The sequence below is a fragment of the Sorangium sp. So ce381 genome (assembly GCF_051473845.1).
Classification (GTDB): Bacteria; Myxococcota_A; Polyangia; order Polyangiales; family Polyangiaceae; genus Sorangium; species Sorangium atrum.
On the sequence record NZ_CP150336.1, the window covers coordinates 1141974 to 1161600 of the forward strand.

Here is a 19627-nt window from a genome sequence, read left to right on the forward strand (position 1 = left end):
GACAATGCAGAGCGAGAGATCGAGGAGAGGGGAATGAACTCGGAGAGCTGGGACCGCATCCATGAGGAGCTCGCTTCGTCGTGCGTGCACCTGTTTCGCGACAACGGCGTCGAGCTCCTGCGGCTGGACGACGCGGCGTCGGAGGCGACGCCGGGCAACGCGGTGGTCTCCTTCATCGGCTTCACGGGCGACCACCTTCGCGGGAGCCTGACGCTCGTCGCCCCCGTGGCGCTCATCATGCGCAGCCACCCGCTGAAAGAGCAGCGCGAGATCGACGAAGACATGGTGTGCGACTGGGCGAGCGAGCTCTCGAACCAGCTCCTCGGGCGGGTGAAGAACCGCCTGCGCCACCTCGGGCTGGTCATCGTGCTCTCGACGCCGAGCGCCGCGATCGGCGAGCACCTGCGCGCCAGGGAGGAGCAGAGCGAGGGCTTCCGGCGGCTCCTGTTCGCCGCGGGGCCCGACCGGCTCGTCGTGCTCTTCGACGCGCTGGCCCCTGACACCGCGCTGGAGCTCGAGGAAGTGAACATGCCCGATCCGCAGCCCGAGGGCGAAGTGCTGCTGTTCTGAGCCGGATGGCCGTACACACAAGAGGAGACACGTCACATGGCCAAGAAGATTCTTCTCGTCGAGGATTCGAGTACGGTCCGCCAGCAGGTCGGCATTCTCCTGTCGGGGGCGGGCTATGGCACGCTGGAAGCGGACAACGGCCGAGATGCGGTCGCCACGGTCGCCGCCCACAAGGATGACCTGGCGATGATCATCGCGGACGTGAACATGCCGGTGATGAACGGCATCGATATGATCCAGAGCCTGCGGGACAAGGGGCTCGCGCCGGGCGTTCCGATCCTGATGCTGACCACCGAGGGGCAGCCGGAGCTCATCGAGAAGGCCCGGAAGGCGGGCGCGAAGGGCTGGATCATCAAGCCGTTCAAGCCGGATCTGTTGCTCGCGGCGGTGAAGAAGCTTGCCGGCGAGCCCTGAAGCTGCGGCCGCGCGCGGCGGCCATCCCCGCGAGATCGGCCCGATCGAGGGGCGCTCCCCGGTACATCCGAAAATCGGCGATTGCTGCCGGGGTTGGGCGGATCTGCCCTGCGGCGCTGGACAGCGCTCGGTGCTTGCGGCGTAGCGCCGATCCGTGTGACTCTCTGTGCGGAAAGTCACCAAGGGCGCCCGAATGGGCAGACCTGGTCCACCGGCTTCGGTTGACCTGTCGACTACTCGTTAGCCGGGCGAAGCACCATGGGATTGTTTGATGTGGTCATCGCCCGAGCGGACTGCCCCGGCTGCGGGCATTCCCAAGAGTGGCGCATCCAGTACAAGTACGGCCGTTGCAGGCAGCACGAGTACAGGCTCGGTGACGCGCTCTGCTGGTTCGATCCGCCCGGGCGTCCGGCGCCGCTCGAAGATGACGGCGAAAATGTCGGCGGACTCGTTGCCGTCCCCGGGTTCGTCGAGACCGGCTGTTCGAGGTGCGGCCAGGGAGAGGGCGCCGTTCTCCGCTTCGAGAACAATGTCGCTTCCAGCGTAGAGATCAGGTCCTCGGTGGGAGGCGACGAGTACGCGCAGCTCGAGCGCCCGTCTGGATGGATGCGCTTCTGGTCACGCCGCGTGGCAGGCAGCAGGAACGAGGATCGCCTCGATCTGAGCTGCCGCGGCGATCGATGGACCGTGGCCGTCGCTGACGGCGCCGGCGGGCTCGCGGGCGGTGCGGCCGCGGCGAGCACGGCGGCGGGCGCGATGGTGGCGCTCGGCGCGGAGAGAGAGCTCGATCCGGACTCCTGGTGCGAGCGCATCCGCCGACTCGACGGTGAGCTGGAAGCGGAGCCGAGGTGCGGCGAGACGACCCTCGTCGTCGTCCAGGTGAGCCAAGGCGAACTCTGGGGGGCCAGCGTCGGGGACTCGGGCGCGCTCGTCGTCGAGCTGGACGGGCTGGTCGACCTGACTTCAGGGCAGATTCGGAAGCCGCTGGTCGGCAGCGGTGCGTGCAGCCCCGTCGGCATCCCCCGACGGCCGCTCACGGGGCGCCTCCTGGTCGCAACCGACGGCCTCCTGAAGTACGCGTCGTGGGCGACCCTCGGCGCTCTCGCTCGCACAGGCGATGTGCAGACGGCGGTCGAGGCACTGATCCAGGCGGTGACTCTTCCATCGGGCAACCGGCCCGACGACGTCGCGGTGGTGCTCGGCGAGTGCGTCGGCTAACCTGCCGCTGCTGCCGACGCCGCTTCGCGGCGCGGCAGAGTGGCAACTCGTTAGGGGGACCTGGAGTGGCAACCGACGGAACGAACCATCGCGATGCGCTGCGCCGGGCCGACGAACTCGCGAAAAGAAACGAGTTTCGTGGCGCTGCTGCCGCATAGCTCGAGGTCGCTCGCCAGTTTTTCGCCGAGGGCCAGCATCTCAAGGCGGCCGCCATCGCGAAGACCGTAGTTGCGCTTGCCGGCAGCCGACCCGACGAGCTCCGGTCCGAACACATGTCGTCCCTTGAGCTGTGGCGAGATGCCGTCGGGGTTCTTGGCCTGCGTGACGAGGCCGCGCGTGCGACCGTGGAGCTCGAACGTCTTCAGCAACACAGGTGACTGGTCGACGTGTGGACGCCCCCTAACGAGCCGCTGAACCTGACACCGGGGCCGGTCCGAGGTTGTTTCGACTGACGTGCCTTTGGCACATCAGTCTGCCAGAGTCTATCCTTCGCGGTGAGCTTGCGGTATCGTTGGACCTCGGTGCAGGTTAGCGCCGGTGTTGGGCGGAGAGGAAGAAGGAAAGATTCACAGGGAGGCGGGGAGGCGGGGAGGCGAGAGATGGGGATCAGTCGTTCGAACCATCAGGCTCGGCGGCGACTGCTTCGGGCGGCATCGATGCGGGGCGGCTGGTGGTGCCGGGGTGGTCGTCTTCAGTTCGACATCGGGAGAACCGGACAGCCTGCGCTCCGCGGCGTACCAGTCGTCGGATCCCACGGCGGAGCACCGGCGTGTTGAAGTTGACGAGCAACCCGACGTCCAGGTCCATCAGCTTCAGGTATGTGAGCACCTGAGCTTCATGGACTGGCAGCAGGTGATCGACAGCCTTGAGCTCCAGTATGAGCTTTCCCTCGACGACAACGTCGAGTCGATAGCCACAGTCGAGCGTGGCTCCCTTGTAGGTCACTGGAAGTGGCCTTTGCCTGGCGAAGCTCAAGCCCATGAGCGACAGCTCATGACACAAGCATTGTTCGTAGGCAGACTCCAGGAGCCCGGGACCGAGGTGACGGTGCACATCGATGCACGCTCCAATGACTCGCTCGGACAGATTCCACAATTTCCTCGTTTCCCTGTCTCCCTGTACCAAGTCCATGCTCATGCCTATATGTCGACGCGGGGCCAGCTCTGGTTGCGCGAGATTGACATCGCCGGGAACCGCCCTGCAAACGACCGACCTGAAAGCAGTCGACCCCAAGCGAGCAGGCTCGAAGGATGTTCCCCACCTCTTGCCTCTCCACCTTGGTCTCTCTCTTTCTCTTCTTTCCTCCCCGTCTCCCCGTCTCCCTGTATACTCTCTCTTCCGCTGTCTCCCGCCCAACAAACCGCTGGTGCCGGCGGCGCTTCTCGCGGTGGCACACCGGCAAGACGTTCGGCCTCTCGAGCAGGAATGGGTCGATGCCTTACTACAGCGTGATTCTCGAAGGGAAGGGTATAAAGGTCCAAGGGGCAGACGGGGAACCACCGATCATTGGCTTCTTCGCGACGCGCGCGGTTCGAGCCCGCTCAGTGAAGCAAGCAGAAGAAATCGCCAAGGCGATGGTCCTCGCGGACTGGACCACTGGGGAGTATGCACTCTTGAATCAGGGTGGGGCACCGGTGCTGAAGGTGGAGGGCATCGACGCCTTAAGTTGGTGGAGATTTCTGCGGTTCAAGAACACGGGGCACGCTTTCTTTAAAACAGTCGACGAGGACGATGCCGAATAAGCCGAACGGGAGCTTGACACGAGCGAGCGTATCTTGTTGCCTGTCCGTCTCGGAGAGCCCATGAAAAAAACGTGGAAGGATGCAGTCACCTTCATCACAGGTGGCGGCTCGGGGATCGGTCGAGCGCTCAGCCTGGAGCTCGCGCGGCGCGGCGCGCGCGTGACGGTGACGGACGTGAACGGCGACGCCGCCGCGAAGGTGGCGGTCGAGGCTGGAAACGGCGCTTCGTCGCGCGCGCTCGACGTGCGCGACGAAGCGGGGATGCGCGAGGCCATCGAGGACACCGCTGCCCGTGGCGGGCGCCTCGATTTGCTCATCAACAATGCGGGGATCGGCGTCGCCGGCGAGGCGCACGAGATCCCGCTCGCGCACTGGAACCGTGTCCTCGACATCAACGTGCGCGGCGTGCTGCACGGCATCGTAGCGGGCTACCCGATCATGGTGCGCCAGAAGAGCGGCCATATCCTCAACGTGGCATCGCTCGCCGGCCTGGGCCCAGCACCGCTCTTCACGCCGTACGCGATGACCAAGCACGCCGTCGTCGGCCTCAGCACGAGCCTGCGAATCGAGGCGGCGGCCTACGGCGTCCACGTCAACGTGCTCTGCCCGGCCGCGGTCGAGACCCCGATCCTGGACTCCGAGAACCCCCTCGATTTGCCGGCGGTCCCGTGGGTTCCGAACGCACGACGCCTGCTCGAGGCCCTTGCCGGCCCGCCTTACCCGGCCGACGCGCTCGCGCGCGAGGCCCTCGATGCGGCGGCCGACGACGAGCCCGTCATCGTGCTGCCCTCGCGCGCACGCTTCCTCTGGCGCCTCGGCAGGATGTTCCCGGCGCTCGTCGAGAAGGGCGGCCGCGGCGAGATCGCCAAAGAGCGAGCGACGCGACGGTGAGCGTTCGAGCGTGGGGAGGTGGTGCTCCACTCCTCGGCGCAGACACTGAGCTCGCCATTCGAAAGGCTCCTTCAGAACTTCAGCATGTTTGAAACGCTCCGCGGCCCGTGCGCCGCGCACTGGGACTCCGACTCGAACCAGGCCTCGGCGACGGACCGCCCGAAGGGCGTCGAGGACGAGGCGCTCACGGGGCAGAACCGCGCGCACGTGCTGAGCTTCATCGACGCCGTGCTCATCGGAGGGGCGCACGCGCGAGCGTCGGAGTTCCTAGGCGCGAGCTACGTCGAGCACCGCGACACCGACGCGAGCGGCCCCGCCGCGCTCGTCGAGTACGTGAAGGACGAGGGCATCAGTTACGTCAAGGTGCACCACCTCATCGCCGATGGGAACTTCGTCTTCACCCTGTCGGAAGGGAAGCGCAACAACGCCGCCTATGGCTTCTACGATCTGTTCCGCGTCGAGGATGGCGACATCGTCGAGCACTGGGACTCACGGCGCTCCGTGCCCAGCTCGACCATGAGCGGGCTCCCGATCTTCTAGAAAACCGATCACGTTGAAACCCGGATAAATTTCACAGGGAGGCGGGGAGGCGGGGAGGAAGAAGAAATGAATTTCTCCCTCTTGCCGTCTCTCGCTCTCCGCCTCCCCGCCTCCCCGCCTCCCTGTGAAATTTCTGCTTTTTCTCGTGGTTTCAACCCGTTTGTCGCCGCAGCGCCGCGTCTCACCGCGGTCTCGAAGCTTGACGAGCCTCTCGCTCGGCGCGGCGCCACCTCCTCTCGTTGCCTGTCGGCGACGCGCCAGTCGGGGCGGAAGCAGCGGCCTTCAGTGCGCGCGGGGCAGGAACGCCCCGTGGAAGGTCTGGGGCGAGGCGTGGCGCAGGTGGACCCGCGCCGCTGGCCCCTCGTCCATGTGCGCAGCGTCCCAGACGTGGATGGCGCTCTTCCCGGCCTTCGCGTCGGTGACCACGGCGAGCACGTGGCCGTCGCCCTCGGGGGCGCCGGGCGCGCGCGGCACGAAGACCGGCTCGGACGGGCGCTCGTGCTGCGCGATGCGCGCCAGGGTGATCGCGCCCGTGTCGACGTCGACGCGCGCGATGCCGTTTCCATTCGGGTCGTCGGCCCGCCCCTTCGTGGCGAGGAAGACGACGCCGTGCCGCTCCCCCTCGACCCGCGGGTCCGCGCGCGGGAATTCGCCGACGACGCCGCCAAGGTCCTCCACGAGCAGCTGCTCGCGGCTCGCGCGCACGCGGTGGCGCACGAGGACGCCGGCGTCGACGGAGGCGAGCTCGGGGCGATCCGGGTCCTTGCCGATCGCGCCGAGCGTGGCGAGCGTCCGGTAGCGGACGAGGTCGACGACGAGGTCCTCGCCGTCGTCGTAGGCGTTCGCGAAATGCCACTGGAAGAACGCGTCGACGCCGAAGCGGCGCACGCGGGAGACGTCGTCGATGTCGACGACGATCACCTCCGTGCCCCGGCCGGGCTCGAAGCGCACCCAGGACTCGAACCCTCCCCACTGGAGCATCGCGCGCCCCACCCGGATCATCGCGGGCGAGACGAAGAACACGAGGTGCCGGCGGGTGGCGCAGAAGTCGTGGAGCATCACCGGCGCCGAGAGCGGCACCGCGCCGAGCGAGCGCGCGCGCCCATCGTCGTCGACAGCGTAGAGGTCGAGCTGGGTCCTGCGCCCGTAGCGGACGCCGAAGTTGTAGCTCGTCTTCCTGGCGGCAACCCGGTGCGGGTGGGCCGAGAAGGTGGGGCCCAGCACGCCGCCGAGATCGCTCTCGCCGAGCGTGTCGAGCGTCGCCGGATCGAGCTCCGTCGGCCTGCCGGACTCCACGAGCGCGTACAGCCGGCCGCCGGCGATGAAGGGGCTTGTGTTCGCGACGTTCTTGCCCCTGCGCTTGCCCTGCAGCGCGTGGAGCACGCGCTTCGGCCAGGACAGGGTCGAGCCGTAGAGGCGCCGCCCGGCCGCGAGCTCCTCCACCAGGCCGCGGCTGCGCACGAGGCGGTGCGCGCCCTCCGCCCGGCCGCCCGACAGCCGCACCGCGAGCACCCCTCCGTCGGCCTCGAAGGAGTGCGGCACGCGGACGCCGAAGAGGGTCGCGCGGGCCGGGCCCACCCGAAAGAGCGTGCCCTCGAGGCCTTCGGGCAGCGTCCCCTCGACCGCGAGCGGCGTGAAGCCGTACTCGGCCTCGAGGTCGAGCGGGTGATCGAAGCCGCGCGCTCCGCGAGCGGCGTCCGTGGAGGCGCCCCCCGCGCCGGCGAAGGCGGCGTCGAGGGCGGCGTCGAGGTCGGGGGCGGACACGGCGATGGACATGGGACCTCCGGGCGGCCGATGTGATCGACGATCACATCGGGTGCTGGTGATGTCATCATCGATTACGTGGGCTGGCGTCGAAGCGGCCGGCCCACCGGCGCCGGCGCTCGTCAGTGCAGCCTGTCCTTGGCCTCGGCGAGCTCCTCGTTGATCCGGTCCACGAACGCGTCGAGGGTCATCGGGCCCTTGCTCGCGGCGGCGGCGGCCTCGATGGCCTGCGATGCGAGCGAGGTGAGGCGCTCGACGTAGGCGAGCTGGCCCTCGAGCTTCTCGTAGTCCCCATCGACGAAGTACCCGCTGTCGTCCTTGACGTCGAGCTCGGGCGCATAGCGCTGCTTCACGTACCGCAGGATGGCGCACACGGCGACGTGCACCTTGGGGCCGGCGAACTGCGTCTTCGTCCAGTTGTAGCGGCTCCCCTCCTTGAAGAACTCGACCCCCGGCGCCTCTGGCAGGCTGGGGACGCTGACGCTGACGCGCGGCCCTCCGCCGCGCCCCGACTTGTCCTGCGCTGCGCGGGTGAGGTTGCGCGTGATGGCCGCGGACTCCGCAAGCGCCTGACGCATCATGTCCGCCATCTTCGGGTCGCTGAGCAGCGCGTGGTACGTGTGGTTGATGAAGGTGCCTTCACCGTCGAAGTGGAAGTGGAGAGGCTCGCATTCGCGGTGGGGATAGAGCGTGATCCCCTCGAGGCCCGAGCAGGTCACGCGCCGGTCTTCGATGAGCTCTTTCATGGTCTTGCTGGGCCAGCCGGCGGCCGCGGCCTTGGCGGCGAGATCCGCGACGAGCTCTGGAACGACGGTCGGGTCGCGGAGCTTGCCCGAGTACGCGATGGAGATGCCCATGGTGCCTCCTGAACGATCTCCCCTTACTCCAGCGCGGTCGTCGAGGCCAGCGCGCGCCGGGGAGGGAGCCTCGGCCGCGGCGACGATGACAGTGAAAGAGCCGCCGGAGCTCCCTCGCTCCGGCGACTCCAGACCGCCTGGCACCGCCTGAGCCCGGACGCCTGACCGCGAGGCCCGGGGCTCGACGCAGCTTTCACGTCTAGAGCGGATGTCCGCGCCCCCGTCCTCGCCGGGCTACTGGCAGGCTGTCGCGCCGAAGCAGACCGCCGGATCCGCCGCGAAGCGACGGAAGTTGTCCGCCTCCGGGTGGCCCGGGAACGGAACATAGTAGTAGACGGCCTTGTCGTCGAAGCCGCTGCCGTCGTAGTAGGTCTGCCACGTCAGCGCGTAAGCGACGCCGGCGCTCTTGGCGAGATCGAGGAGGTGGGTATTGTACCAGTCCTCGGTGAGCGCGCCGTGCCCCGCGTCCGGAAACAGGCTCGTCACCTCGGCGGAAGAGAGCGTGACGGCGCCCGCCGAGCCGAGGCCGTAGTTGGCCAGGAACTCCGTCCGCAGGCTCTGATCGAACAGGGCGTCGTGCCACTTGCTCACGTGGTCTGCCGGGTAGAGCGCGAGCGACGCGCCCGCCGCGAGCTTGCTGACCCGGTGGAGGAGGTGCAGCCGGTAGGTGCCCGTCTCGGTGAGCGCGTGAGGCTTGCCCTTGGCCGCGCCGATCGCCGCGACGGCGCTCGCCATCGCCTTCATGTCCTCGAGATCTGCCGAGGACGCCGCGCGCTCGTACGGGTAATAGAGATCGATGCCGAGGATATCGATGAGGTCGTCGCCAGGGTACGCCTCGAGGTAGTACTCCTCCAGCAGGGCGGACGGCGGCTGGGCGTCGTTCTCGAGCGCCGCGATCGCCTCCTGGGGCGGGCTCTCGTAGGCCGCGCCCAGCTCGGTGAGCTCCTCGATGAGGCGGGCCCGGAGCATGTCGCGAGAGAGGCTCTCCGGATCCCTGACCTTCGCCTCGGCGGGCGTCACCGAGCTGTCACTCAGCTTTCGCACCTTGTCCGTCGAGTACGCGAAGATCACGTTCTCCATCCCCGGCTCGCTCCGGACGGCCTCGGCGAACGTGCGGTACGCGGCGCTGTAGGCGGCGGGGCCGGTGACGGCTCGATCGTCGTCGAGAAGGGCCTGGCAGTTCCAGTAGGGCTGACCCCACCAGAACCATCCGCCTGTGTGCTCGTGGAACGGACGGAGGACGATCGGCTTGCCGTCGAGCCCGTGCTCGCGGAAGAACTGGGCCACGTACTTCGCGTGGGCAACGAGCCAGTCGCGCGCCGAGATCCCGGCGTGGGTGCCCTGCTCGATCGGCACGTCGTTGGCGATCTTGCAGATGCACTTCAGGTTCTCGGGGATGTCCGCGCTGGAGCCGAGGGATCGCGAATAGTACGTCTCGGCGTAGAACGGGGTGCCTCCGCCCTGGGCGTGGATCGGGACGCTCTGGCCGTCGACCGTGATGGTCGCGAGCGGCGTCTCGATGGCGTCCGCGAAGTCCGAGGTGCTGACGTCGTAGTTGCACGGGGGCGTGTGCCAGTCGAAGGCCACCATCCCGCCCGGCTGCGCCAGCATGTACGCCGCGGCGTTGGCGGTGACGTCGCGGCGATTCCAGGGGACCGGATCGAAGACCATCGCGTCGAGGGAGATGCCGAGCAGCCCGGGGTTCTCTCCCACGGTGGCGCCGGCGTCCGACGACCAGCCCCGCTCGCCGCGGCTCGCGGCGCCCGCCATGCTCGAGAACCAGTCGTTGGTCGACACGAGCTGCTTGGTGCCCGGATCGTAGAGCCCCCACGTGATGGCGTTCTCGTAACCGAACCGGAACTTGCCGGCTCGAGCCGACGTCCAGAGGTCCTCGAGGAGGTCGCCCCTCGGCGTGTCCGGAAACTCCGGTGTGTCGTCCGGCGTGCCTGTCGAGGCGCTCGACGACGCGCCTCCGGACGCGCTGGACGACCCGCCTCCCGAGGCGCTCGACGACGTGCCTCCGGACGTGCTTGACGACCCGCCCCCGGAGCCTTCCGGCGGCGTGTCGTCGCTCGACGACCCGCAAGCGGCCGTCAAGCACAGGAGGAATGCGGCATGGAAGCGTGGGCTGAGCTGGATGAGATTCATGGGTTCTTCCCTGCGAACGGTGGCAGCGACGGGCGAAATAGAGCGTGTTAATCGGTTCAGTGTCAACGGCCACGTGCCGGGCGCGCCGCCGCCGCCGGTTTCGCGCCGGTTTCGCCGCGCGCGCCTCTGGCGTGACGCCGCGGCGCGTTGCCGCTGGCGCCTGTCGATGTGCTGCGGGCGCGTGGCCTGCAGGCCCGGCGTGGTACTGATCAAATGTGAACAGGGAGACGGGGAGGCGGGGAGAAAAAGCCTGGTAAATCTCCCCGCCTCCCCGTCTCCCTGTGATCTTTCTCGGGCAAAATCGACCGCCACCCCGGTGTGATATTAACCGGTTCATTTGTCCATGGATCATGGTCATGGAGCGCGCTTGAGCGCGAGGCCTCGGCGAGGACGCCGAGAAATCGGGGAGACAGGACGGCAGAGCGTCACGGCGACGCAGCCACCTCTCTCCTGGCGGGTGGCGGTCTCCATGCGATTGCCCCGGCGCGGCTTCCCGACGTGGAGGTAGAACTTTCTGCTCGCCATGTCCCCATCTACGTTCTTCTACCGAGACGATGCGCGCGTTCAGTCGCCTGCACGACGATCTCCGCCGTCTCGTGGATGTCATCGATACGGAGGACGGTGGTGTACGACTTGGACGATCGGGTGGTGTGGTGATGATGTCATGGTGGTTGTCCTGATCGGCGCGCCCGGCCGCTCGAGGCGATCGGCGCACATGCCAGCTCGCGAACAACGTGGTAGTCTGCTCGACTATGGACAACGCGCAGAGCGACGATATAGAGGAGGGCGACTGGGGACGACTTCACGTCACGCGCGCCTGCTGTGGTGCAGGCGTTTGCAGGAACTTCGCTCCAGAGCTCCTGGGCGAGGTCGCGCCCGCGCACTGGGAGGCCATGGACGGCGACGTCCGGCGCCGCGGCCCCGCCGTGCTCGCGGGCACCTATGATGAAGGGGCCTTCACCGGCATCCTGCGCCAGCCCCGGTGCCGGGCCGATCTCGAGGCGGCGCGCTCGGCTGTCGCCGCCTGCCCGGTCAACGCCTTGCGCCTGCGATCGTCGCCGTCCCGCGCGCGCGCCGGGCTGGGAGCCCTCGGCGCCCCGTTCCGCGCCTGGCCGCGCCGCATCGAAGAGGACGTCTGGGCGCTCGGCCATCCCGCGCGCGAAAACGCGGGCGCGACGGCCTACTTCATCGAGCGCCCCGGCGGCGGCGTGCTCGTCGACCTGCCGAGCCCGAGCGAGGCGGTCTTCCGTTTCCTCGAAGCGCACGGCGGCGTGCGGTGGATCTTCCTCACCCACCATGACCACACCGCGCACCACGCCGAGTTCGCGGCCCGCTTCCCCGGGTGTCGCCGCGTGCTCGGCGCCGCGGACGTGAGCCCGCGCGGCGACCGGCGCAATCCGGCCACGTCCGATGTGGAGATCAAGCTAAGGGACCGCCTCGAGCCCATGACCCTCGACGGCTCGCCGCTCGCCGACGGCGACCTCGCCGGCGCCGAGCTCGCCGTGCTCTCCCAGCCCGGCCACACCGCAGGCTCGATGTGCCTGCTGTACAGGGGCCGCTTCCTGTTCACCGGCGACCACCTCGCCTACTCGCGCCGCGTCGGCCAGATCGTGGCGTTCCGGCTCCAGTGCTGGAACGACTGGGAGCGACAGATCCGCTCCGTGCGCCGCCTGGTCGCGCTGGCGGGCGCCGGCCAGCTCCGCTTCGCGTGGCTCCTGCCTGGCCATGGCGAATGGCACCGACTCGAAGGCGACGGCGGCGCTCCCGCGACGGCCGCCGAGCTCCGGCGCGCGCTCGCCTGGATGGAGCGGCAGGCGCCTGGGCACGTCCCTTTCTTCCGCTTCATCCCCTGGTTGCAGAGCCGCTCGTATCCCGGCACCCGCCTCGCGCGCGCGGTGCGCGCGATCGGCGGAGAGGGCCCCGGGAGCGAGGCCTGGGTGCTGCCGCGCGCCGCCCGCCCGTACCTGCCCGATTACCGGCCAGAGAAGGCCGCCGCCGCGTGGCTGCGGGTCTCCCTGGTCGCGGCGACGGCGCTCGGCGCCGCGACGGCCGCCGCCCGGCTCGCCGCGCGCGCGGCGGGGGCGGTCGCGAAGAGGCGGGCGTGAAGCGGCCTTGAGGGCGGCCGGCGCTCCGGTCTTCGCAGGGGCGGGGCGGGGCCCGAGGCGCCGCCGCGCCGGTCTGCTCGCTCAGCCGGCCGCGCTGCCTCGGTCGTCCTGTCGCAGCAGATACGCTGTCTCGGGGTTCTCCCGGCGCCAGATCACGTTGTCCATGAAATAGTGGTGGATGTTCACGAACACGAAGACGGCTGCGAAGTACGGTGTCGGGCCCAGGTCGGACATCGCTTCGCCGTCGCTCGAGCTCAGCACCAGCGCGCTGTCGAGGAGCGCCGGCGCGCCGCGGAACACGACCCACCCGAGGCCGATGGCGGTCGCCGCCAGGATCCCGAGGCGCAGGCCGGTCGGCCGCCCGAACAGCGGCGGGCCCTCGGCGGCGCGCGCCTCGTTCCCCTTCAGGAGCCAGACGAAATACAGATATTGAACCGAGTGGAGCGCCGGGATCACGTAGACCATGAGCCGGTCGAGGCTCGAGTAGACCGTCCAGAGCCAGACCGTGATGAGGAAACCGGCCAGCGGCGCGAGCGGCGGCAGGCGCCGCTCCGTTCGCCACCTGCGCGCGATGACCCAGAGCAGCGCGAGCGCGCTGAGCCCGAAGGCGAGCCCGGTGACGGGCTCGAGCGCAGGCGGGTGCGCGAGCGATGTGTAGACAACGCCTTTCTCCTCGACCTCCCTGCCTGGATCCGCCGGGCTCGCCCACGCGTAGGCCCAGGCCGCGAAGCAGTGCACGAGGATCACCTTGCGCTCCAGGGGGTCGAACCGGAACCCACGCCGCGCCGAGAGCACCGTCAGGACGCCGAAGCCCTGCTTCACGTAGTGCCAGCCCACCAGGAGGAACATGAGCTGGATCATGAAGCCCATCGCCCGCGCCGAGCCGGTCGAGAGCGCCCCGATCGCCCACGCGAGCAGCGCGAGCGGGACCAGGAGACCGGCGACGATGTAGCGGGCTCGCTGCGCCGGGGCGAACGCGCCGCCGAACGCGCGGCGCCTCGCGTCCTTGTAGAACAACAGGTACGTCACCGCGAAGTGAGGATCGTTGATCAGGGACGCGGCGTGGAACGTCAGGAAGCCGATCGCGAGCTCCGCCGCGTCGAGCCCGACGGCCCTGCGGGCGAGCCACGCGAGCGGAAAGAGCAAGAGCGTCGCGCCCCCGACGAGCAGGAACTCGATGAGATGGGCGCGAAGCGCGGCTCCGCGCGGCGTCGCGACCGGGACTGGCAGCGTCGCTCCCGCGCTGGTCATGCGCCGAAGCTACCACACAGGGGCGCCCGTCCGGCGCGCGCGCCGCGGGCTCGGCCGCCGGCGGCGCTGCCAAAATCCGTTGCCGTCGCGCCGCAGGCTCCGAGCAGATCTCTGGCCGCCCCGGGCATCCAAGCCGCCATGCCCACCCCCTACCGCGACGGCGTGGAGATCCGAGGCTCGCCACGATCAGATCGCCGAGAGGCGCTCGGCCGTCAAGGAGAGGGTGGGGGAGCTCGAGGGCCTGAAGCAGAGCGAGCTCCGCCTCGAGGGCGAGCTTGATGCGATGCGATGTAGGCTCGAGGGGGCCGCGGGGCGCCGTGGCCTCCCTTTTCGTCATCAATAAATGACGAGATTTCTCGTCACAAATAAATGACAGATCGCTCGTCGCAAATAAATGAAAGATTCGATGTCGCGCTGCCGCCGGCCGCAGCGCGAGCGTTCGGCGCGAAGCGGGCGCCGCTCCTCGTCCAGGTCCAGCTGTGCTATTCCGCGATCATGCGGAGTCGATCATGAGCCTGGACGACCTGCTCGAAGACGTCCACGAGGACCCGCTCATCACCGGCGCGGTCCAGCGTGCGCTCGTCGCCTATGCCGTGATTCTCCCCGCCGATGTCCTCCGTGACGTCGAGATGCTCGCCACGAGGACGCTGTTCGTGCACCCGCTCGGGATCTCGTTCGTCGCCCGGCTCAGCCCCGGCGTCCGCGCCGAGGTGGACATGGACGACGATCTCGCCGAGCAGGCGCGGCAGGGGTTCGCGGTCGGCGAGATCATGATCTCGATGATGCGCGTGCTCCGCAGGCGGACGCGCGAGCGAGGCGAGCATCGCTTCTTGATGCCCGAGACGCCGATGCTCATGCTGCAAGCGTTCCTGGGCTACTTCAACCCGGACCCGGCCCTCTGGACGATGCGCGATGACGCCGTGCACGGCTCGCTGGACCGCCTCTGCGAGGCCATCGTCGGCCTGTTCTTCACGGGCCTCGTCGTCGATGTGCTGGAGAGCCCATCGTCGCTCGACGACTGGGGGGAGACCGGCCGCGCGCTCTCCGCGGTGCTGCCGGCCATGACCGCGGCGCTCCGTGGCGCCAGGGCCCGGCTGTCCAGGCGCGACCGGCACGCGCTGGAGACCTACGACGCCTGCGGCTGGGATCCTGCGCGGCTCGAGCGCCGGCTGGGTGGCGGCCCGGAGCCCGCCCGTCCGGCGTTCTTCGCCCTGGGCGCGGCGCTCGCCGCAGAGCTCCGCGCCTCGCCGGCGAGCTGACGCCGCGGGGCCGGCGTGGTCGTGCGTGGTCGTGAGGGCGCGCTCCCTCGCCTCACTCCGCCCCTTCCGCTTGCAGCGCGGGCAGCCACATGCGCACCGTCGTGCCCTCGCCCAGCGCGCTCTCGATACGGATGCTGCCGTGGTGCTCCTCGATGAACCGGTGCGTCAGCGACAGCCCGAGCCCGGTCCCTTGCCCGGGCGGCTTCGTCGTGAAGAACGGCTCGAAGATGCGGCTCAGGTCCTCGGCGCGGATGCCGCAGCCGTGGTCGTGCACGTCGATCTCGACGCCGTGGACGTCGCCGCGCGGGAGCGGGCGAGCCTCGACCACCACGGCGCTGCCGTGCGGGCTGGCGTCGAGCGCATTGCCTATCACGTTGAGCAAGGCCGACTCGAGCTGCGATGCGTTGACGAGCACCTCGGGCAGCGCCGATGTGGTGCTGTCCGCCTCGAGGTGGACCCTGCGCTCGCGCGCCCGCGGCGCGGACAGGTCGACCGCGCGGCGGAGCGCTGCGCGCACGTCGCACGGCTCCCGGCCGATCGGCTTGCCGCGCGCGTACTCGAGCAGCGCCGTCACGAGATCCGAGCACCGGTTCGCCTGCCGCTCGATGGTGCCGAGCGCCTTCAGGAGCGAGGCCTCGTCGGGCAGGCCGTGCCCCTTCCGGTGCCGCCTGAGCAGCAGCTGGGCGTTCATCAGGATGGCCGACACCGGGTTGTTCATCTCGTGAGACAGCCCCGCCACCAGCGTCCCTATCGCCGCCATCTTGCCCGCCTGGAGGAGCTCCTGCTGCGTCTCCGAGAGCCGCTCCAGCGCCGCCGCGAGCTCGCGGTTCTTCGCTGCGAGCTCCAGATAGGCGCGGTGCAGCCGCTCCGCGGCGCGGACTCGCGCCCTGAGCTCCAGGGGGTCGAACGGCTTGCTCATGTACTCGTCGGCGCCGACGTCGAGCCCACCCACGGCCTCGGCGCCGCTCGCCCTGGCCGTCAAGAGGAGGATCGGGATGGCCCGGAGCGCGGGATCCCCCTTGATCCGCCTGACCAGCTCGAATCCGTCCATCTCCGGCATCATCACGTCCGAGACGATGACATCGGGCCTCTTCGTCGCGATCGACTCGAGCGCTTCCCGGCCGTTCGTCGCCAGGACGATCTCGTGTCCGGCCGACAGGATGTCTGCCAGGTAAGATCTCATGTCGGGGTTGTCTTCCACCACGAGCACGCGCGGCCCCTCCGCGCCGCCGTCGCCGCGGGGCGCGCCTGCGGCGGGCGGCGGAGGCATCTCGAAGCCGCGGAGGTTGATCGACGACGGGGGGGGCTCGGAGGTGCCCGCGCCGTTGACCGACCTCGGCGGCTCCGGCGCGACGGGCGCCCGCCGCGCTGCCAGGAAATCCGCGGCGCGCGGGAGCCGCACGAAGAAGCGAGAGCCGATCCCGGGCTCGCTCTCCACGCCGACCGTGCCGCCCATGAGCTCCGTGAGCTCCTTGGCCAGCGACAGCCCGATCCCCGTCCCCTCGTGCTTTCGCGTCGCCGAGGCGTCGATCTGCTGAAACCGTTGAAAGAGCAGGTGTCTCCTGTCCTCCGGGATGCCAGGACCGGTGTCCTCGACCGAGAGCTCGAACTGGCCATCGAGCGCCCGCAGGTCGACGGCGACGCGCCCGCCAGGCGGGGTAAACTTCAGCGCGTTGCCCAGCAGGTTGAGCGCGATCTTCTCGAGCTTGCGCCGGTCGGCGGGGACCCTCCGCAGCTCGGGATCCAGGTGAATCGATAGATCGAGCCCACCGCGCGCCGCCGCCGGGCGAGCCTCCTCCACCATGTCCGACACCAGCTCTCCGACGTCGACGGCCTCCCAGTCGATCTGCATCTTGCCGGCCTCGATCTTCTGGTGATCGAGGACATCGTCGACAAGCCGGCGGAGCCGCCGCCCGCTGCGCTGGACGAGCTCGAGGTCGGCCCGCACCCGCGGCGAGAGCGGTTCGTCCCGGTTGGACAGGAGCGACTCGAGCGGTCCCAGGATGAGGGAGAGCGGCGTCCGGAGCTCGTGGCTCATCACCGTGAGGAACTCTCCCTTGGCGCAGGCCGCGGCGTCCGCCGCCTCCTTGGCCTTCTGGAGCTCGATCTCCATGCGTTTGCGCTCGGTGATGTCCGCGTAGATCCCGAGGATCCCCGTCACATCGCCGCGCTCGTCGCGGATGGGCACCTTGCTGGTGAGCAGGAACCGCTGCTCGCCGTCCGGGCGGAGCAGCGGCTCCTCGACGTCGAGCATCGGGGTGCCGCCCTCCATGACCTCCCGGTCGATGCGCACGAAGCACTCCGCGTTCTTGCTGCCCCACACGTCGAAATCGGTCTTGCCGACGAGGTTCTCCAGCACCTTCGTGTTGGTGTCGTTGAGGAAGTTCTGATTTCCCCCGAGAAACCGTCCATGACGGTCTTTCCAGAAGATGGCGTGGGGGACGTTGGCGATGACGTACTTGAGCACCGCCTGCTGCTGATCGACGGGCTGCGGCGTCCATTCCTGGGCGGCGGTGCCAGTCGGGGCCTCGTCCGGCGGCGCCACACGGGGCGTCCTCGCGCGTGCTTCGCGCGTCCGACGGGCCGCGAGGAGCCTGCTGATCTTGGCGGAGAGGCGGTAGAGACGTCTCATCGTCGTATCGTCACAGGAGCATAAGGCGAGCGCGGGCGACATCAAACCTGCTGGGCACGGGAACGCCGCAGCCGAGCACGCACGGCCGTGGAAAATGACACCCGAGCAGGCTGGCGCGTCGGATCCGCCGCTCACCTCGCCGCCGGGCGCTGTGGTAGCGCCTGGTGTCGGTCCCGTCGAGCCCTCCCGGCGGCGCCGGCCTGGGCACGTCGCCGCCCTCGTCCCACCCGCCCTGAGCCGGCGCCCGCGCGCGGCGGCGACGGGTCCTCTCCGTGAACCTCGATGGGGTCTCTCTGACGCTCCGGACGGGCCTTCGTCTCCTCGAGCGCGTGGGGGATCGATGCGGAGGGGTGAGCGCCGCGCTGCGGCGCGTGTGACAGACACGAAACAAAGGCGCGGTGCGTCACGAGGGCGCGTCAGGCCCGCTGGAGCCGAGGGAAAGCGCTTCCATCGCCATGGTGAACGGGTCCGGCGCGCCGTTGCGCCGTGACCGAACCATTACCGCAGGCCGCTCACGACGGGTGTTATAGAGGCCGTCCTTGTCATTAGGAGGCAGCTCAGCATGATTGAGGATCCGCAGGTCATCCGCAGCGCCGGCCTCCAGCCGATCGGCATCTGGCGCAGCGGGCCCTGGCTCCCCGCGTTCACATCGACAGACTTGCGGGAGGCCGTCTCCTGCGTGCGAGAGCCGGTGCACGTGGTGCGTGAGACGCCGGATGGGCGCGTCGGCGTGTCCCGGGGCGGCGCTGTCCTACGCGAGGATCAGGTCAATGGGGTCCCCACGTTCCCGCTCCTCGGCACGCTGCCCGCCCTGTACCCGGAGTGGCTCGGAGACCGCTCCTTCGTCGAGGTCCACGGCCTGCGCTTCCCCTACGTGGCCGGCGCGATGGCGAACGGCATCCACACCACGCGGCTCACGATCGCGATGGCCAGGGCAGGCATGATGGGGTTCTTCGGCGCCGCAGGCCTCGGGCTGCACCGGATCGAGCAGGCGATCGACGAGATCTCCGCGGCGCTCGGCGCGGACGGCCCCACCTGGGGCTGCAACCTCATCCACGCTCCGAACCAGCCCAGGCTGGAGAGCGACACGGTGGAGCTCTACCTGAAGAGGGGAGTCCGGCGGGCCGAGGCGGCCGCCTACATGGGCCTGAACCCGATGGTCGTGCGGTTCGCCTACAGCGGCGTCAAGCGCTTGCCCGACGGCCGCGTCGACCGGAAGAACCACCTGTTCGCGAAGATCTCGCGCCCGGAGGTCGCCGCGCGCTTCCTGTCGCCCGCGCCGGCCGAGATCCTCGATACCTGCGTTCGCAACGGGTGGCTCACCCGCGACGAGGCGGAGCTCGCGCGGAGCCTGCCGGTCGCCGAGGACATCACCGTGGAAGCGGACTCCGGCGGTCACACCGACAACCAGCCCCTCGTCGCGCTGTTCCCGGTGATCCTCGGCGTCCGCGACGAGCTCGCGGCGAAGTACGGGTATCACCGGCCGATCCGCGTCGGCGCCGCCGGCGGCCTCTCCACGCCGGAGTCGGTCGCCGCCGCGTTCGCGCTCGGGGCGGCGTACGTGCTCACGGGCTCGGTCAACCAGTCGTGCATCGAGTCGGGCCTGTCCGACGAGGGCAAGAAGATGCTGGCCCAGGCCGATCTCCCGGACGTGGTGATGACGCCGGCCGCCGACATGTTCGAGCTCGGCGTGCAGGTCCAGGTGCTCAAGCGCGGCACGATGTTCGGTGTCCGCGCGCAGCGGCTCTACGACCTCTACGTCGCCCACGACTCCATCGACTCGCTGCCCACGGACGTGCGCGCGCGCATCGAGAGGGAGCTGTTCCAGATGTCGTGCGACGAGGTGTGGGCGGGCTGCGAGCGGTTCTTCACGGAGCGCGACCCCGCGGAGCTCGAGCGCGCGGCGCGCGACCCGAAGCACAAGATGGCGCTGATCTTCCGCTGGTATCTCGGCATGTCCAGCAAGTGGGCGATCGCCGGGGACCCGAAGCGCCGCGCCGATTACCAGATCTGGTGCGGCCCGGCCATGGGCGCGTTCAACCGCTGGGTCAAGGGGTCGTTCCTCGAGGACCCGGCGCGCCGCACGGCGGTCCAGGTCGCGCGCAACCTGCTCGAGGGCGCGGCCGTCGTCACGCGCGCGCAGCAGCTCCGGACGTACGGCGTCCCCGTGCCGAGCGCCGCATTCCACTTCACTCCTCGCCCGCTCGCCTGAGCGCCTGATCATCTGCCGAGGTCC

The 19627-nt window shown here is 69.4% G+C and carries 15 protein-coding genes and 1 pseudogene; 9 read left to right on the forward strand and 7 right to left on the reverse strand.

Translation table 11 applies throughout. The features are described from left to right. The first annotated feature begins 33 nt into the window (after positions 1–33). From WMF29_RS04255 to WMF29_RS04265, 3 genes are all read left to right on the forward strand, one after another. Positions 34–570 carry a chemotaxis protein CheX gene (locus tag WMF29_RS04255; protein ID WP_437327609.1) on the forward strand — a complete coding sequence of 179 codons (537 nt, stop codon included), beginning with the start codon at positions 34–36 and terminating at the stop codon, positions 568–570. A 36-nt stretch (positions 571–606) separates the two neighbouring features. After that, the gene (locus WMF29_RS04260) at positions 607–984 is read left to right on the forward strand and encodes a response regulator (RefSeq protein WP_437327610.1); all 378 of its coding nucleotides are present in this window, start codon (positions 607–609) and stop codon (positions 982–984) included. Between the two features lie 258 nt (positions 985–1242). Next, positions 1243–2202, forward strand: coding sequence for a protein phosphatase 2C domain-containing protein (locus WMF29_RS04265; protein ID WP_437327611.1), 960 nt, complete (start codon positions 1243–1245; stop codon positions 2200–2202). 50 nt (positions 2203–2252) lie between these two features. Here the strand turns inward: WMF29_RS04265 and WMF29_RS04270 are convergent, their stop codons facing one another. Both WMF29_RS04270 and WMF29_RS04275 read right to left on the reverse strand, forming a co-directional pair. Further along, the gene (locus tag WMF29_RS04270) at positions 2253–2573 is read right to left on the reverse strand and encodes a hypothetical protein (protein WP_437327612.1); all 321 of its coding nucleotides are present in this window, start codon (positions 2571–2573) and stop codon (positions 2253–2255) included. A 361-nt stretch (positions 2574–2934) separates the two neighbouring features. Then, positions 2935–3333 (reverse strand): annotated as a pseudogene (locus WMF29_RS04275) (GxxExxY protein); the annotation flags it as partial. Between the two features lie 302 nt (positions 3334–3635). Between WMF29_RS04275 and WMF29_RS04280 the strand changes: the two are divergent. The 3 genes from WMF29_RS04280 (at position 3636) to WMF29_RS04290 (ending at position 5375) form a co-directional block, all read left to right on the forward strand. Then, complete coding sequence (locus WMF29_RS04280) at positions 3636–3944, forward strand: hypothetical protein (RefSeq protein WP_437327613.1); 309 nt, start codon at positions 3636–3638, stop codon at positions 3942–3944. A gap of 60 nt (positions 3945–4004) precedes the next feature. Then, positions 4005–4835 carry an SDR family NAD(P)-dependent oxidoreductase gene (locus tag WMF29_RS04285; RefSeq protein WP_437327614.1) on the forward strand — a complete coding sequence of 277 codons (831 nt, stop codon included), beginning with the start codon at positions 4005–4007 and terminating at the stop codon, positions 4833–4835. Positions 4836–4919: 84 nt separating this feature from the next. Then, positions 4920–5375, forward strand: a complete 456-nt coding sequence (locus tag WMF29_RS04290) for a nuclear transport factor 2 family protein (protein WP_437327615.1) — start codon at positions 4920–4922, stop codon at positions 5373–5375. Between the two features lie 282 nt (positions 5376–5657). Here WMF29_RS04290 and WMF29_RS04295 read toward each other — a convergent pair whose 3' ends face one another. The 3 genes from WMF29_RS04295 to WMF29_RS04305 form a co-directional block, all read right to left on the reverse strand. Continuing rightward, a complete protein-coding gene (locus tag WMF29_RS04295) occupies positions 5658–7151 on the reverse strand; it encodes a carotenoid oxygenase family protein (protein ID WP_437327616.1) in 1494 nt (497 codons plus the stop codon). A 110-nt stretch (positions 7152–7261) separates the two neighbouring features. Further along, complete coding sequence (locus WMF29_RS04300) at positions 7262–7996, reverse strand: hypothetical protein (RefSeq protein WP_437327617.1); 735 nt, start codon at positions 7994–7996, stop codon at positions 7262–7264. A 234-nt stretch (positions 7997–8230) separates the two neighbouring features. Then, positions 8231–10144, reverse strand: a complete 1914-nt coding sequence (locus WMF29_RS04305) for a glycosyl hydrolase (protein ID WP_437327618.1) — start codon at positions 10142–10144, stop codon at positions 8231–8233. A gap of 752 nt (positions 10145–10896) precedes the next feature. Between WMF29_RS04305 and WMF29_RS04310 the strand changes: the two genes are divergently transcribed. Beyond that, entirely contained in the window at positions 10897–12249 is a 1353-nt protein-coding gene (locus tag WMF29_RS04310) for an MBL fold metallo-hydrolase (protein WP_437327619.1), read from the forward strand. Between the two features lie 81 nt (positions 12250–12330). Here WMF29_RS04310 and WMF29_RS04315 read toward each other — a convergent pair whose 3' ends face one another. Next, entirely contained in the window at positions 12331–13500 is a 1170-nt protein-coding gene (locus WMF29_RS04315; RefSeq protein WP_437327620.1) for a hypothetical protein, read from the reverse strand. A 509-nt stretch (positions 13501–14009) separates the two neighbouring features. On the opposite strand from WMF29_RS04315, the gene WMF29_RS04320 reads away from it, so the two are divergent. Beyond that, positions 14010–14759 carry a hypothetical protein gene (locus WMF29_RS04320; RefSeq protein ID WP_437327621.1) on the forward strand — a complete coding sequence of 250 codons (750 nt, stop codon included), beginning with the start codon at positions 14010–14012 and terminating at the stop codon, positions 14757–14759. Between the two features lie 52 nt (positions 14760–14811). On the opposite strand, the gene WMF29_RS04325 is transcribed toward WMF29_RS04320, so the two are convergent. After that, complete coding sequence (locus WMF29_RS04325; protein WP_437327622.1) at positions 14812–17391, reverse strand: ATP-binding protein; 2580 nt, start codon at positions 17389–17391, stop codon at positions 14812–14814. A 562-nt stretch (positions 17392–17953) separates the two neighbouring features. Here WMF29_RS04325 and WMF29_RS04330 point away from each other — a divergent pair. Then, positions 17954–19603: a PfaD family polyunsaturated fatty acid/polyketide biosynthesis protein gene (locus WMF29_RS04330; protein ID WP_437327623.1), complete on the forward strand. Its 1650-nt coding sequence runs from the start codon at positions 17954–17956 to the stop codon at positions 19601–19603. Positions 19604–19627: the final 24 nt, after the last annotated feature.

Coding starts and splice junctions, on each gene's coding strand:
- WMF29_RS04300 (WP_437327617.1), bottom strand. CDS start 7,996: ATGGGCATCTCCATCGCGTACTCGGGCAAGCTCCGCGACCCGACCGTC.
- WMF29_RS04285 (WP_437327614.1), top strand. CDS start 4,005: ATGAAAAAAACGTGGAAGGATGCAGTCACCTTCATCACAGGTGGCGGC.
- WMF29_RS04295 (WP_437327616.1), bottom strand. CDS start 7,151: ATGTCCATCGCCGTGTCCGCCCCCGACCTCGACGCCGCCCTCGACGCC.
- WMF29_RS04325 (WP_437327622.1), bottom strand. CDS start 17,391: ATGAGACGTCTCTACCGCCTCTCCGCCAAGATCAGCAGGCTCCTCGCG.
- WMF29_RS04260 (WP_437327610.1), top strand. CDS start 607: ATGGCCAAGAAGATTCTTCTCGTCGAGGATTCGAGTACGGTCCGCCAG.
- WMF29_RS04255 (WP_437327609.1), top strand. CDS start 34: ATGAACTCGGAGAGCTGGGACCGCATCCATGAGGAGCTCGCTTCGTCG.
- WMF29_RS04305 (WP_437327618.1), bottom strand. CDS start 10,144: ATGAATCTCATCCAGCTCAGCCCACGCTTCCATGCCGCATTCCTCCTG.
- WMF29_RS04320 (WP_437327621.1), top strand. CDS start 14,010: ATGAGCCTGGACGACCTGCTCGAAGACGTCCACGAGGACCCGCTCATC.
- WMF29_RS04315 (WP_437327620.1), bottom strand. CDS start 13,500: ATGACCAGCGCGGGAGCGACGCTGCCAGTCCCGGTCGCGACGCCGCGC.
- WMF29_RS04330 (WP_437327623.1), top strand. CDS start 17,954: ATGATTGAGGATCCGCAGGTCATCCGCAGCGCCGGCCTCCAGCCGATC.
- WMF29_RS04280 (WP_437327613.1), top strand. CDS start 3,636: ATGCCTTACTACAGCGTGATTCTCGAAGGGAAGGGTATAAAGGTCCAA.
- WMF29_RS04290 (WP_437327615.1), top strand. CDS start 4,920: ATGTTTGAAACGCTCCGCGGCCCGTGCGCCGCGCACTGGGACTCCGAC.
- WMF29_RS04265 (WP_437327611.1), top strand. CDS start 1,243: ATGGGATTGTTTGATGTGGTCATCGCCCGAGCGGACTGCCCCGGCTGC.
- WMF29_RS04310 (WP_437327619.1), top strand. CDS start 10,897: ATGGACAACGCGCAGAGCGACGATATAGAGGAGGGCGACTGGGGACGA.